We start from the raw sequence: 12411 nt of genomic DNA, 5'->3' as shown, positions 1-12411 counted from the left end.
CATGTAAAAACATTTTTATGGTGAGTGTGGGTGAATGGTGGTTTAGAAATCCGAGGTTGAAGTACTTGATACGACGCTAAGAGATGGTTCTCAAGCAGCTGGAGTATCATTTTCACTTGAAGATAAAATAAGAATTGCATTAGCTCTTGATGACCTAGGTGTTAACTACATAGAAGGTGGTTGGCCAGGGTCAAATCCTAAGGACGAGGAATTCTTTAAAGAAATAAAGAAATATGGGCTTAGAAATGCTAAGATAGCAGCTTTTGGAAGTACTCGAAAAAAGGATGTTCATGTAGCACAAGATAAAAATGTTGAAGCCATAATAAAAGCCGATGTTGAGGTAGCAGTAATATTTGGAAAGGCATGGACTCTTCATGTATATGAGGTTTTGAAAGCATCTAAAGAAGAGAATCTAGAAATGATATACGATACAATAGATTATTTGAGAAAACATGGAATTGAAGTAATATTTGATGCTGAACACTTCTTCCAAGGATTCAAAGAAGACTCTGAATACGCAATGAATGTTATTAGAGTTGCTGAAGAGGCTGGTGCAAGGGTTTTAGTTCTTGCTGATACAAATGGAGGTATGATGCCTTGGGAGGTATACGACATTGTAAAAAATGTTGTTAAAAATGTTAATAGTGTAGTTGGTCTTCATATGCATAATGATAGTGGATGTGCTGTTGCCAATACGCTAATTGGAGTTTATGCAGGTGCTAGACATGTGCAAGGAACTATAAATGGAATTGGTGAGAGAACGGGTAATGCTGATCTAACTCAAGTTATTCCATCTATACGATTTAAACTTGGGTTTAGAGTATTGAAAAATGATGAGAATTTGAAGAAACTTAGAGATGTTTCTAATCTTGTATATAAAATAACCAATACTTTGCCGAATCCCTATCAACCATATGTAGGAGAATTTGCATTTGCACATAAGGGTGGTGTGCATGTTGATGCTGTTTTGAAGAATCCAAAAGCTTATGAACATATAGATCCTGAAGTTGTAGGCAACTCTAGAAAATTTATAATCTCTGAATTAGGTGGGGCTGCAAATATTGTTGCTATTTTAAAGGACTTTGGAATTAATGTAGATAAAAAGGATGATCGCATTAAGAGAATTATTGCGAAGATTAAGAATTTAGAGAAACAAGGCTATACATTTGATAAAGCTGCTGCATCAGCTGTGCTAATTGCGTTAAAGGAGCTTGGCTATGGAGGCAATGGCGTAAATAAGTTCAGCTGGACTGTATTTTCAAGTTCTATGGGTGTTTCAGTGGCTGTTGTTGATGTTGATAATATTGTGAGTAAGGATGTTGGTATAGATCCTGTAAATGCCTTGGTTAATGCTTTGCTGGATTCCGTTAAAAGAGCGTATTCTATAGATAATGATCTCAAAATAAGCATTGAAATTTCATTGTTACAAGATAAAATGTTTAGAGTCACTATAAGTTTTAACAATAAGTATTTATCTTGGTCTACACAGGCAGTATCTCTCAATATATTTGATGCAATTGCAAAAGCAGTTATAGATGGATTAGAATACTACAATATTTTAAAGTCTATGAAATTTAATAATAAAACATTTGGTTTAAGAGGGTGATGATACTTGAGAAGCAGAATTACTATAGAGGGTATTGAAAGAGCTCCTCATAGATGTCTCTATAAAGCTCTTGGGCTAACAGATGAGGAATTATCAAAACCGATTATAGGTATTGCAAATTCATGGAATGAGTTAATACCAGGGCATAAGCATTTGAGAGAAATTGCTGAAGCTGCTAAAGCTGGTATTAGAATTGCTGGTGGAACGCCGCTAGAATTTAATACAATTGGTCTTTGTGATGGAATTGCAATGGGTCATGAAGGTATGAAGTATTCCTTACCATCTAGAGAGGTTATAGCGGATTCAATAGAAATTATGGCAAAGGCTTATCAATTCGATGGCATCGTTTTAATAGCTTCATGCGATAAAATTATACCGGGTATGCTCATGGCTGCAGCAAGACTTGATATACCAGCGATTTTCATTTCCGGCGGTCCTATGCTTGCTGGAAGGTATAAAGGTAAAGATGTTGATTTGCATGATGTTTTCGAGGCTATTGGTGCTTATAAAAGTGGTAAAACATCATATGAAGATCTAATTGAGTTAGAAAATGTTGCTTGTCCTGGTGTAGGATCATGTGCAGGTATGTTCACAGCAAATACTCTTAATGTTCTTTCTGAAGCCATGGGAATATCTCTTCCTGGTAATGGAACGGCTTTAGCAGTTTCTGCAGAGAGAATTAGAATAGCTAAGTACACAGGTATGATGATAGTGGAACTTGTTAAAAGAGGAATTACTGCTAGAAAGATCTTAACTAGAGAAGCATTTTTAGATGCTATAGCAGTTGACATGGCTTTGGGAGGTTCTACAAACACTGTTTTGCATTTAATGGCAATAGCTAATGAAGCTGGAGTTGAACTTTCACTAGATGATTTTGATGAAATTAGCGAAAAAACTCCTACAATTGCCAAGTTAAGTCCAGCTGGTCCTTATCATATACAGGATCTTCACGAAGCTGGTGGAGTACCTGTTGTTATGAAAGAGCTTTCAAAGAAAGGACTAATACATTTAGATAGAATAACAGTTTCGCTAAAAACGGTAAGAGAGATAATATCAGCAGCTATCAATAGGCGAACAGATGTTGTAAGACCTGTTGAGAATCCGTATATGAATAGAGGAGGAATTTTAATTCTCAAAGGGAATTTAGCACCAAAGGGAGCTGTTATAAAGGCTTCTGCAGTACCAGAAGAGCTCTACTTGTTTGAGGGGAATGCAAAGGTATTTGATTGTGAAGAAGATGCTGTTAAAGCTATTCTAAATGGGGAAATTATGAAAGGAGATGTTGTTATAATAAGATATGAGGGTCCTAAAGGAGGTCCTGGCATGAGAGAAATGCTTACAGCAACATCAGCTCTTGTTGGAATGGGTTTAGATAGAGATGTTGCACTTGTTACTGATGGCAGATTTTCTGGTGCTACAAGAGGTATTGCAATTGGGCATGTATCTCCAGAAGCAGCTGAGGGTGGGCCTATAGGAGTTGTTAGAAATGGTGATAGAATAAGAATTGATCTGAAAAGAAAGAGAATTGATTTGCTTATATCAGAAGAGGAGCTTAGAGAAAGACTTGCTACATTTAAACCACTAGAGAGGAAATTGGGTGGTTATCTCTATAGATATTCAAAACTTGTTACATCTGCTAATACTGGTGCTATATTCAAGGTGTCAGATACTAGCTCTTAATATTGATTCATAGAACAGTAAGAGATTTTTTATAGTGCTCGGCAAAACCTCCTCTACCTTTGCCGCATACAGATCAAATATATATATCTTACTTATTGAGGTAACAAAATTCAGTTCTCTAGCTTCTGCTATTACATCCTCATCTAACATGTACTTAAGAGATAGCTGAACTATCACCTCTTTTGTATAATTATCCAATAATTTTGGTGGTATCAAAGGAATAAGTCCAAGTGGATAAGCAAACGCAGCAAACATTATTTTATTCTTAGACATTTTTATGAGTTTTTTCAAATGAATTGATACTAATATATTACTCCATTTGTCAATTGTTTCTAGTGGTAATGTGTAGTAAATTATCTCTATACAAGTATCTACATTATCTATTTTTGCATAAACATCGCATTTCATATCACCAATGGTGAACTCTATATCACATGAAAAGTTTTTTTCACTTAAATATTTACAAAGAAGCAGTTCAGCCATTAAATGCGCAAGTGAAACACCTTTATCTTTTAACATTCTTATAGCCTTTGCAACATATTGTGATTCCAATGAAAATCCTAGCCTAGTTGCATAGTGTAAGAGACTTGTTAAAGAATTGGAGGCTGTTTCTAGATAATTCATGGCAAATCATCATCTTTTGGATTATTAAATGCTTTACCTCATTAGCAGTATATCAAATTTTTAAATTTATGTTTATTTAACTGTATATGCAAAGTGACTTCAATGAAAATAGCCATAGTATATACATTTAGAGATGTAGCAGCTGTTGGTATTGTCAATAAACTTATTTACAATAACGTCAGTTGTATAGAGCTTAGTGCTAGAGATTTTCAAGTAGAAAAATACGAGAAATGTATATTAGAAGGAGTTGAATATGCTCTTCTTGGTTTTAACGAAGAGGTTCTTTACTTAAAACATCTTGATATGTTAAAAGATTTCGACATGATTATTGTTCCTTCACGACATGAATCCGAGTCTAAAATTCCTTGCTTAACTGTTCATGTCACTGGTAATCCGTGGAGAAGAAATGACTTTGGTGGAGATCCAATGTCGTTGTCACTTTCAAATCCAGTTGTAATGTGGCTTATTCTACAAGATCTTTATATTGCAAGAAAAAGTTATGATAAAATCTCAAAATTTTATGTAAGCTATGAAGCTACACATCATGGGCCTACAGTAAAAAAGGTGCCAATACTTTTTGTTGAGATTGGAAGCAGTGAGAATGAATGGAGGGATCCAATAGCTCAAGAGACTATTTCAAACGCTATTAGGAGTAGCATTAAAAAGTATTATTCTCTAGGTAGTAGCAAACCATGTAAAATTGCTATTGGATTTGGAGGTTCACATTATGCTCCGTTATTTACGAAGAGAGCTTTGGAGAAAAATGAGTGCTATGGGCATATGATACCAAATTACGTTATTAGAGAGCTTGGAATAAATGATTTAAAGTTTATTGCTAAAATGGCTATTGAGAATACTCCTCAAGCTGAGATTGTTGTTATTGAGAAAATGAGAAGCGAATTAAGAAATGCAATAATTGATGTTACGAAGCAATATGGTTTAGAATACATTGTTATTTAACACTATTTTTGGTTCTCTAAACCTCTATAATTATCGAATCTCCCGTTTTGGGCACTTCAAAATCTGCTCCTGCAGCCTCCTTTATTCTATAGCCAAGTGTGAAGGCAGCATCCTCGCTTCCATGAATTAAAATAACTTTCTTAAGGTTTCTAACACTTTTAGCAAGTTCAACAAGATTATTTGATCCTGCATGGCTTGAAAAATCAAACCAGTAAACCTTTGCCTTAACTCTTGTTCCAGAATCATCAAGTACACCATCTGTTAATAATCTTCTTCCAGGTGTTGATGGTGCTTGGTAACTTACAAGAATTATTGCGTTCTTGGAATCGTTATAAAGTCTTTTTACATAGTATTGTGCAGGTCCTCCTTTTAACATTCCAGCTGGTGACACTATTACACTCCCACCTTCTTTACATATTTGTTTACGCATATCAGAGCCTTTAACAGGTGTAAACAGTTTTGCAGCTTTTTCCAAAAGCTGGTAATTGTTTATATATTCCTTGAATTGCAGAAAAAGTTCTAAAATTTCTCTCGACATTCCATCATAGTAAACATTTGCATGAGGCATTCTATCTGCTAAAAGAGCAAGTATTTCTTGTGCTCTTCCAAGAGAAAATGCTGGTACAAGAGCTATTCCACCATCTTCTACAACACTCTTCACTGTTTCTATAAACGATTCCTCAACTCTTTCTCTAATGGGATGGTTATAGAGACCATATGTTGATTCCATAACAAGAACATCTGCTTCTAACCCATTTAAGGTAGCCCCTTTCACAATTCTTGTATCAATTGTGTTTACATCACCTGTATAAATCACTGAAGTTCCATCTCTAAACTCTACACGATACATTGCACTTCCAGGTATATGCCCAGCACTAAAAACGTTAACAATCTTGTCATCTATTTCAATTTGAGCTCCATAAGAAAGAGTCTTAATGCTATTAATCATTGTATCAAGCTCCAAATACTCAAATGGTAAATAATATCCAGAAAGTCTTAACATATCAGATATCATTATTTTACTTAGCAATGCTGTTAGAAGTGTTGAATATATCGATGGGTGTGATGATATGTAGAATAGTGGAGCTGCACCAATATGATCTAAGTGTGCATGTGATATAAATAAAGCTCTTATCTTATTTGGTGAAATGGGTAAAGGCAGCACTGGTTTATCTTCTAAGTCAAAGTTTATACCATAGTCAAATAACAGGTATTGTTGATCGCTATTTCTTTTAATGGCTATAGCTGCTCTTCCAACTTCTCTACCACTGCCAAGTACTAATATCTCTAATTTCATCTATTTCTCACTTTAATTCTGAAAAATACTTAAGCGAGGATATATTTACTCTCTATTTTAAGTATTATGAGGAGAGAAAAATGTTTGTAACTAATCCTAGAGAGCTTCAAAAACAGTTGAAGCAACTTAAGAGAATGGGTATTAAAATAGATCATCTTCAAAATGTTCAAAAAGCTGTGATAGAGCTTCAAGACAAGAGGATTGTTATAGAAAATCCAGAAGTTATGGTGATGGAATTTGGAGGACAGAAAATGTTTTATATAGCTGGCAACATTAGAGAGGAGGAGCTATCTACAGAGACTGTTCAAACAATGAAACAAGTAGAAGTAGTTAATGTAAATATGTCGAGTGAGGATATTCAATTTGTTGCGGAGTATCTGGGTATTGGGGTTGAAGAAGCTAAAAAGTTGTTGATAGAAGCAAAAGGAGACATAGCTAAAGCTATTGAAATTGGGCAATCAAGAACTACTAGGAAATCTTAGCAAATCTCTAGTTTTCTCTCTATGCCAATCCAACTATCTTTAATACATTTACATAATTTTTGCAATAATGCAATGATCTCTTCATTACTTATAGATGAGTATTGTGCATACAAAAGCCTATTTACTATAGTATGTAGATAACTCAAGTCAATTTCTTTACAACTGTTTCTCAACACATCATCAGCGTTGCAAATTCTTATTATTTCACCTAGCTCTATTACAATATATCTCCAAATATAGTAGAACTCTCTTTGATCAATATTATATTTCTCTATATTTTTTAAGCAAAAATCTATAAATATTCTCATCTTCTCTTTATAGGTGCCACTCATAACAATATATAAACTTTGTCTCGTTTTAAATTAATTGGAAAAGTGAAGATGATGAGTATTCTCAAAATGTTTGTAAATGATCTTCCACTTATTGGTGCTGTTCTAGTATTTTCTATCATATTTTTCTCAGTGGCAACACTCTTTATAGATGTTCCTCAGCAATTTGTTGACACCATAAGGGATGAAGTCAAGAAGATGGAGAGCATAGCTAGGGAAACCAATTTTTTGGCAATTCTTTTAGCAATATTTAGCAATAATGCACAAGTTAATATCATGATCTCAATTCCCTTTTTGAATATTGTAATGTATCCAACAATGATTCTTTCAACAGCTTGGGCTCTAAGAGTTTATGTGGGGCTTCAAAGCAGTAAAGCAAATATTTTCAATGATTTGGTATACTTTCTCGCACTACTTTTCTTAATGCCACATTTTTACATCGAGTTCTTCTCCTATTCACTATCATTGGTAGCTTCTATGAAACTCGCAATATCTATGCTTAAGAAGGAGATAAATAAAGAGAAAGTGAGATACTTTCTTTTCCTAGTAGTTTTTTCAATGGCGTTACTATTCATAGCAGCATTTATAGAAGCAACTTTAATGAGAGTACTTGCATCTAGTAGTCTGTAGGTGTTATTGGCATTGAAAACTTCGTGTGGAGTAATCGCCTTAATCACTGACTTTGGCTATATAGATCCTTATGTTGGTGCTATGAAGGGTGTAGCACTTGATATATGTCCAAAGATAAAAATTGTTGATATAACACATGAAATTCCAAGTTTTGACATAGACTATGCAGCATTAGCTTTGTTTATGGTGTATAAATATTATCCAGTTGGCACAATATTTGTTGTTGTTGTAGATCCTGGTGTTGGTAGTGCTAGAAGACCTATTCTAATTGTCACAAGAAACTATTATTTCATTGGACCTGACAACGGTGTTTTAACTCTAGCCGCTAAAAATGATGGTATTGAGGCTGTTATTAAACTTGAAAACGAGATCTACTTCAGAAAACCTGTTTCCAGGTCGTTTCACGGTAGAGACATTTTCATGCCTGTTGCAGCTTGGTTAGCCTGTGGAACACCCCCAGAATCTTTTGGCTCATTACAACCTATTGATAGCATTAAAGAACTTGAAGCAATGCTCTATATAAAGAAAATAAATTCAAAATGTATAGAGCTCAAGGCAATACACATAGATAAATTCGGTAACATAATGTTATCAAACATGTTTAATGATGTGGCAAAAGCGCTGGGATTAGACATCGGAGATAGGTTATATGTATATACAAATAATGCAAGATTTGAAGCTGTTGTAAGAGAAGTATTTTCATTAGCTAGAGAGGGAGAGCTTGTACTATATGAGAACAGCTTTCAACTCGCAGAACTGGCTATAAATAAGGGTTCTGCAAAAGATATTCTCAAAGTGAATAAAAGAGATACTGTGAAGATATGCAAGGAAGTTTAGCAAAATTTTGAATTCAATTCAAAGGTTTTAGAGTTAGGAATTTCAATTGATATTTGAGGTTTCATATCTTAACAATTCTGGGTAAAGAGAAATTACATTACCTAACTTCTTACTTGTACCAAATTTCTCATAGCTACTTCTCACAGTAACGTGTTTTAAATGCTTTGAAGCAAGTTTATACGCTGTTTCAAGCTCAGCCTCTGTTGGTCTTCTCCACGGTGCTGTGGGAATGGGTATGTATTCATCTATTATCATTGGTATTTCCCTGTTATATGAAGCGACATGTATAGCAAGTTTCTCAATATCTTTAGCTTCATTAAAATCTGGTATCAAAATTGTTTCTACCAGAACTCTTCGTTCACCATCAATAATTATTTCAAAATTTTTCAAAACCCTATATAAATCTCCACCACCGGTATAAAACCTGTACTTATCTGGATAAATACTTTTTATGCTAAGCTCTATCACTGTATTAGTAGGTATGCACCTCAGCACCTTATCAATGATATAGCCGTTTGTCAAAATCGATATGTCTAAATCAAGACTCTTCAAAACTTCCATAACTTCACAGAAGCTTGGATCGTGAGTTGGTTCTCCACCACCAAGAACAGCTTTTTTGAGTCCAAGCATCGCCTTTGTGTTTGTTAAGATATTTCTAAGTTCCTCAATGGTTAATGTATTTACTTGTTTTAATGTAGTTAGATTTTCCATAACTGTGTCTTCTAAGTGATGATCCCATCCATATCTATTCCTTATACAACCCAAACATCTTAAATTGCATCCAGCAAATTGTATATAAACTGACTTGTCATAATCATAATACGTTATGTGATAAATTAATGTTCTCATTAATGCTCAACTCTATGCTATATTGGTTCTATTGGGATTATTACTTTTCTTCCATTAACATCTACATAAGCAATTCTCACGTTGTAAACCTTTTCAAGAATTTCTTTTTTCAAAACCTCGTCAGGAGTTCCAAAAGCGATTATAGACCCTCTGCTCATTATTACAACTTTGTCAGCGTAAAGCGATGCCAGGTATATATCATGTATGGCCACTAAACATGTAATATCATTAGTTTTTACAACATTTTTAACATACCTCAAAGTTTCTAGTCTATGTCTAAGATCTAGAAAAGCTGAAGGCTCATCAAGTAAAAGAATCTTAGGTTGTTGCACCATAGCTCTAGCTATTAAAACCCTTTGCAATTCACCACTACTTAACTGGTCTAATCTACGATTAAGTAAATGGGTTATGTTGAATTGTTTAGCAATAGAGTCAATAATTTCTACATCTTGAGGTGATTGTGAAATGCTAAAGGTGTTTTGATGTGGATATCTAGCTGTTAGTAAAAACTCGAATACTGTTGATGGTATAGATCTTGAAATATGTGGATCAACAAAGGCTATTATTTTACCTATTTCACGTTGAGGAATTTCCGATAGTGTTTTTCCATCTATATAAATCACACCTTTACTTGGTTTAACAATAGAGGCTATTGTTTTTAAAAGAGTTGTTTTTCCAGCACCATTAGGACCTATAACAAATACCATTTCACCTGACTCTATCTCTGCTGATACTTCATCAAGTGCTTTGACAGAGTTGTACCAAACCTCAACACCACTAATCACTATTTTCATGCTCTCGACCTTCTAATGATTAGATATGCTAGAAAAGGAGCTCCAATAACTGATGTTATAACACCTAGGGGGAGCTCTCCAATACCTCTTGCAAACATTGATATTAACCTTACAACAATGTCAGCAATAGTTGTTATTATACCTCCAACAAGAGTAGTTATTGGGATTGAAAATCTATGATCAGATCCTACGAAAAATCTTGCTATGTGTGGAGCTGCAAGACCTATAAAGCCAACAATACCTATGAAGGCAACAGTAATAGCTGTTAGTATAGAGGCTATTGTTGCTGCTATAAATATTATTCTCTTTGGATTGAATCCAAGCTGCTTTGCATAGTCATCTCCATATAGATATGCATTCAATGGCTTAAAAAATACTATCGCGATAAGCAATAACAATAGTGTTGGATAGAATAGGAAATTGAGATCCTTAAGCAATACTGTGCTTGTAGATCCCATGAGGAAATATACATAAGGTGTTCTGATAATGTTTTGAACAACATATAGAAGAATGTGTGAAACACCTGAAAACAGTGAAGCTACTGCTACACCCGCTAAAACAAGTGCTAGGCTATCCCCACCAGCGAGTTTAGCTAATGAAACTGTAATTACATACCCTGTCAAAGCGCCTATGAAAGCAACTAAAACTAAGTTATACCTGTAAACAGCAAATGATGGAGAAACTATGACTGCTATGGCAATTGATGTTAAGGCTGTTGATGACAATCCAAATATATATGGATCTGCAAGAGGGTTTCTCGTAATAGTTTGCATAAGTAACCCTGCCAAGGAAAGTGCAGCACCACAGAAGAATGAAGCCATTGTTCTGGATAGTCTAAGCATCGAAATTGAATAAATAGTTGGGTCAACATCTGAATAAAAGCTCTTTAGGAAAATAGCCTTGAAAACATCTTTTGGATTAAGCATTGCTGGACCTACAGACAATGAAATTACTATTATGATTATAGCAAGAATTAAAAGTGTAAATAATGAAACAAAAAAGTATTTTATTTTTCTCTTGTATAGCTCAAATGCCATTGTTAAACAACCACAGCCTTTATCTCTATATTTATAAAACCACTTACATCAATTAAGCTAAAACTCATAGATACAATATTGGTTACATCAGATCTTGTAATTTCACCAAATATTTCTGGATGTATAATCTTTGCAAGTATCTCAAGAGCCTCGGCTATTCTGGGTCCTGGCCTACTTAAAACATCATCAGCTTCACCAGTTAAAAGATAAACTCTACCTTTCTTCCAAGCTGTTGTATTTACTAATGGACTTGAAGACACCTCCTTATACACAGATTTCGCATCAACATCATGAGCAGTTATTATTATCACCTCCGGGTCTTTAGACAATATATATTCGTAGCTTAGCTGCGGCCATCCACTATATGTAGAGGCTATGTTGCTTCCACCAGCTGTTTTAATCAACCAGCCTATGAATGTGTCTCCACCAGCACTCCACAACCCCCACGATGGTGGCCCTGCAAGTTGCAAAACCCTAGGTCTAGAAACATTGACGAGTTTGTTTATAATTGAAGATATTTTCTTGTCTATGTTACTAATAACCTCTTCAGCCTTTTGCTCAACTCCAAATATTTGACCAAGTAATCTCAAATCCTTATATATATCATATTGATCTTTTGCAGTGTCGCATGTTAGGAAAAATGTTTTTATACCCATTTCCTCTAGCTTGGGAGCAAATTGAGTTTCCTGTGGTTTAACCCCTCTACACATAAACACTATATCAGGTTTTAAAGCAGCTATTTTCTCAATATCCAATGTCCATGGTTTTCCAACAACAGCTATACTACCTTTGTTAATTAGATCCAACACTTCTGGTGGATAATTCGAATACTGATCTACACCAATAACCTTAGTGCCAACACCTAAAGCAAATAAGTTCTCTGTTATGCTTGGAATAGTTGAAACAACTCTTTGAGGTGGAGCATCAAAGGTTATTTCTCTGCCAAGTGCATCAACAACTTTTCTAGGCCAAGACAAAGATACGGTAGTTTGTTGCACTTGCGTTACTGTTGTAACCACTGTTTCACGGTAAGTAACAGTTTCGTAAACAGGTATTGTTATTGTTTCTAGTGTTTTTGGCATGAATGCTATTGGAGTATAGCCTATTGCAATACCAATTATCAATGCAATGACAATTAGAGCTATTGTCTTAATCTCCATGTGGATACCCTAGCCATATATTAGTTTTTAGCTTCAGTTTAAAAGTTTATTGGTTCATAATGTCAAATTCAAATTTAAAATGAAAACATTATAATGAAAATAGTCAAATAGATTTATAAAGAGCTG

At 34.6% G+C, this 12411-nt stretch carries 12 protein-coding genes and 1 pseudogene; 6 read left to right on the top strand and 7 right to left on the bottom strand.

All coding sequences use genetic code 11. From position 1 onward, the window contains the following. Positions 1-67: 67 nt before the first annotated feature. Positions 68-1606, top strand: a pseudogene (gene cimA / locus QPL79_RS03185) (citramalate synthase); the annotation flags it as partial. A 6-nt stretch (positions 1607-1612) separates the two neighbouring features. After that, positions 1613-3286: a dihydroxy-acid dehydratase gene (gene ilvD / locus QPL79_RS03180; RefSeq protein WP_285273330.1), complete on the top strand. Its 1674-nt coding sequence runs from the start codon at positions 1613-1615 to the stop codon at positions 3284-3286. Here ilvD and QPL79_RS03175 read toward each other — a convergent pair. After that, positions 3269-3910: a competence protein CoiA family protein gene (locus QPL79_RS03175; protein WP_285273329.1), complete on the bottom strand. Its 642-nt coding sequence runs from the start codon at positions 3908-3910 to the stop codon at positions 3269-3271. The two genes, ilvD and QPL79_RS03175, sit on opposite strands and share 18 nt — an antisense overlap. Before the next feature lie 102 nt (positions 3911-4012). Here QPL79_RS03175 and QPL79_RS03170 point away from each other — a divergent pair, with 102 nt between their 5' ends. Beyond that, positions 4013-4870 carry a D-aminoacyl-tRNA deacylase gene (locus tag QPL79_RS03170; protein WP_285273328.1) on the top strand — a complete coding sequence of 286 codons (858 nt, stop codon included), beginning with the start codon at positions 4013-4015 and terminating at the stop codon, positions 4868-4870. A gap of 16 nt (positions 4871-4886) precedes the next feature. On the opposite strand, the gene QPL79_RS03165 is transcribed toward QPL79_RS03170, so the two are convergent. Further along, a complete protein-coding gene (locus QPL79_RS03165) occupies positions 4887-6167 on the bottom strand; it encodes an MBL fold metallo-hydrolase (protein WP_285273327.1) in 1281 nt (426 codons plus the stop codon). Between the two features lie 80 nt (positions 6168-6247). Between QPL79_RS03165 and QPL79_RS03160 the strand changes: the two genes are divergently transcribed. Next, positions 6248-6649, top strand: coding sequence for a nascent polypeptide-associated complex protein (locus QPL79_RS03160; RefSeq protein WP_285273326.1), 402 nt, complete (start codon positions 6248-6250; stop codon positions 6647-6649). Here QPL79_RS03160 and QPL79_RS03155 read toward each other — a convergent pair. After that, positions 6646-6981: a hypothetical protein gene (locus tag QPL79_RS03155; RefSeq protein WP_285273325.1), complete on the bottom strand. Its 336-nt coding sequence runs from the start codon at positions 6979-6981 to the stop codon at positions 6646-6648. The genes QPL79_RS03160 and QPL79_RS03155 overlap by 4 nt on opposite strands. A gap of 51 nt (positions 6982-7032) precedes the next feature. Here QPL79_RS03155 and QPL79_RS03150 point away from each other — a divergent pair, with 51 nt between their 5' ends. After that, complete coding sequence (locus QPL79_RS03150) at positions 7033-7608, top strand: stage II sporulation protein M (protein ID WP_285273324.1); 576 nt, start codon at positions 7033-7035, stop codon at positions 7606-7608. Positions 7609-7620: 12 nt separating this feature from the next. After that, positions 7621-8445 carry an SAM hydrolase/SAM-dependent halogenase family protein gene (locus QPL79_RS03145; RefSeq protein ID WP_285273323.1) on the top strand — a complete coding sequence of 275 codons (825 nt, stop codon included), beginning with the start codon at positions 7621-7623 and terminating at the stop codon, positions 8443-8445. A 42-nt stretch (positions 8446-8487) separates the two neighbouring features. Here QPL79_RS03145 and QPL79_RS03140 read toward each other — a convergent pair whose 3' ends face one another. The 4 genes from QPL79_RS03140 to QPL79_RS03125 are packed head-to-tail and all read right to left on the bottom strand — an operon-like array spanning position 8488 to position 12285. Beyond that, positions 8488-9294: a radical SAM protein gene (locus QPL79_RS03140; RefSeq protein WP_285273322.1), complete on the bottom strand. Its 807-nt coding sequence runs from the start codon at positions 9292-9294 to the stop codon at positions 8488-8490. Positions 9295-9311: 17 nt separating this feature from the next. Next, entirely contained in the window at positions 9312-10088 is a 777-nt protein-coding gene (locus QPL79_RS03135) for an ABC transporter ATP-binding protein (protein ID WP_285273321.1), read from the bottom strand. Next, positions 10085-11125: a FecCD family ABC transporter permease gene (locus QPL79_RS03130; RefSeq protein ID WP_285273320.1), complete on the bottom strand. Its 1041-nt coding sequence runs from the start codon at positions 11123-11125 to the stop codon at positions 10085-10087. The genes QPL79_RS03135 and QPL79_RS03130 overlap by 4 nt, the downstream gene beginning before the upstream one ends. Before the next feature lie 2 nt (positions 11126-11127). Next, positions 11128-12285 (bottom strand): ABC transporter substrate-binding protein, encoded by a 1158-nt coding sequence (locus QPL79_RS03125; RefSeq protein WP_285273319.1) that lies wholly within the window; start codon positions 12283-12285, stop codon positions 11128-11130. Positions 12286-12411: the final 126 nt, after the last annotated feature.

The sequence above is a fragment of the Ignisphaera cupida genome (assembly GCF_030186535.1).
In the GTDB taxonomy this organism is placed as follows: Archaea; Thermoproteota; Thermoprotei_A; order Sulfolobales; family Ignisphaeraceae; genus Ignisphaera; species Ignisphaera cupida.
The sequence above is the reverse complement of the archived record's forward strand: the minus strand, read 5'-3'. Positions and strand labels throughout refer to the sequence as shown.

Excerpts from the sequence above, each read along its gene's own strand:
- QPL79_RS03135 (WP_285273321.1), bottom strand. The coding sequence starts at position 10,088 with ATGAAAATAGTGATTAGTGGTGTTGAGGTTTGGTACAACTCTGTCAAA.
- QPL79_RS03175 (WP_285273329.1), bottom strand. The coding sequence starts at position 3,910 with ATGAATTATCTAGAAACAGCCTCCAATTCTTTAACAAGTCTCTTACAC.
- QPL79_RS03155 (WP_285273325.1), bottom strand. The coding sequence starts at position 6,981 with ATGAGTGGCACCTATAAAGAGAAGATGAGAATATTTATAGATTTTTGC.
- QPL79_RS03160 (WP_285273326.1), top strand. The coding sequence starts at position 6,248 with ATGTTTGTAACTAATCCTAGAGAGCTTCAAAAACAGTTGAAGCAACTT.
- QPL79_RS03140 (WP_285273322.1), bottom strand. The coding sequence starts at position 9,294 with ATGAGAACATTAATTTATCACATAACGTATTATGATTATGACAAGTCA.
- QPL79_RS03150 (WP_285273324.1), top strand. The coding sequence starts at position 7,033 with ATGAGTATTCTCAAAATGTTTGTAAATGATCTTCCACTTATTGGTGCT.
- QPL79_RS03165 (WP_285273327.1), bottom strand. The coding sequence starts at position 6,167 with ATGAAATTAGAGATATTAGTACTTGGCAGTGGTAGAGAAGTTGGAAGA.
- QPL79_RS03170 (WP_285273328.1), top strand. The coding sequence starts at position 4,013 with ATGAAAATAGCCATAGTATATACATTTAGAGATGTAGCAGCTGTTGGT.
- QPL79_RS03130 (WP_285273320.1), bottom strand. The coding sequence starts at position 11,125 with ATGGCATTTGAGCTATACAAGAGAAAAATAAAATACTTTTTTGTTTCA.
- QPL79_RS03125 (WP_285273319.1), bottom strand. The coding sequence starts at position 12,285 with ATGGAGATTAAGACAATAGCTCTAATTGTCATTGCATTGATAATTGGT.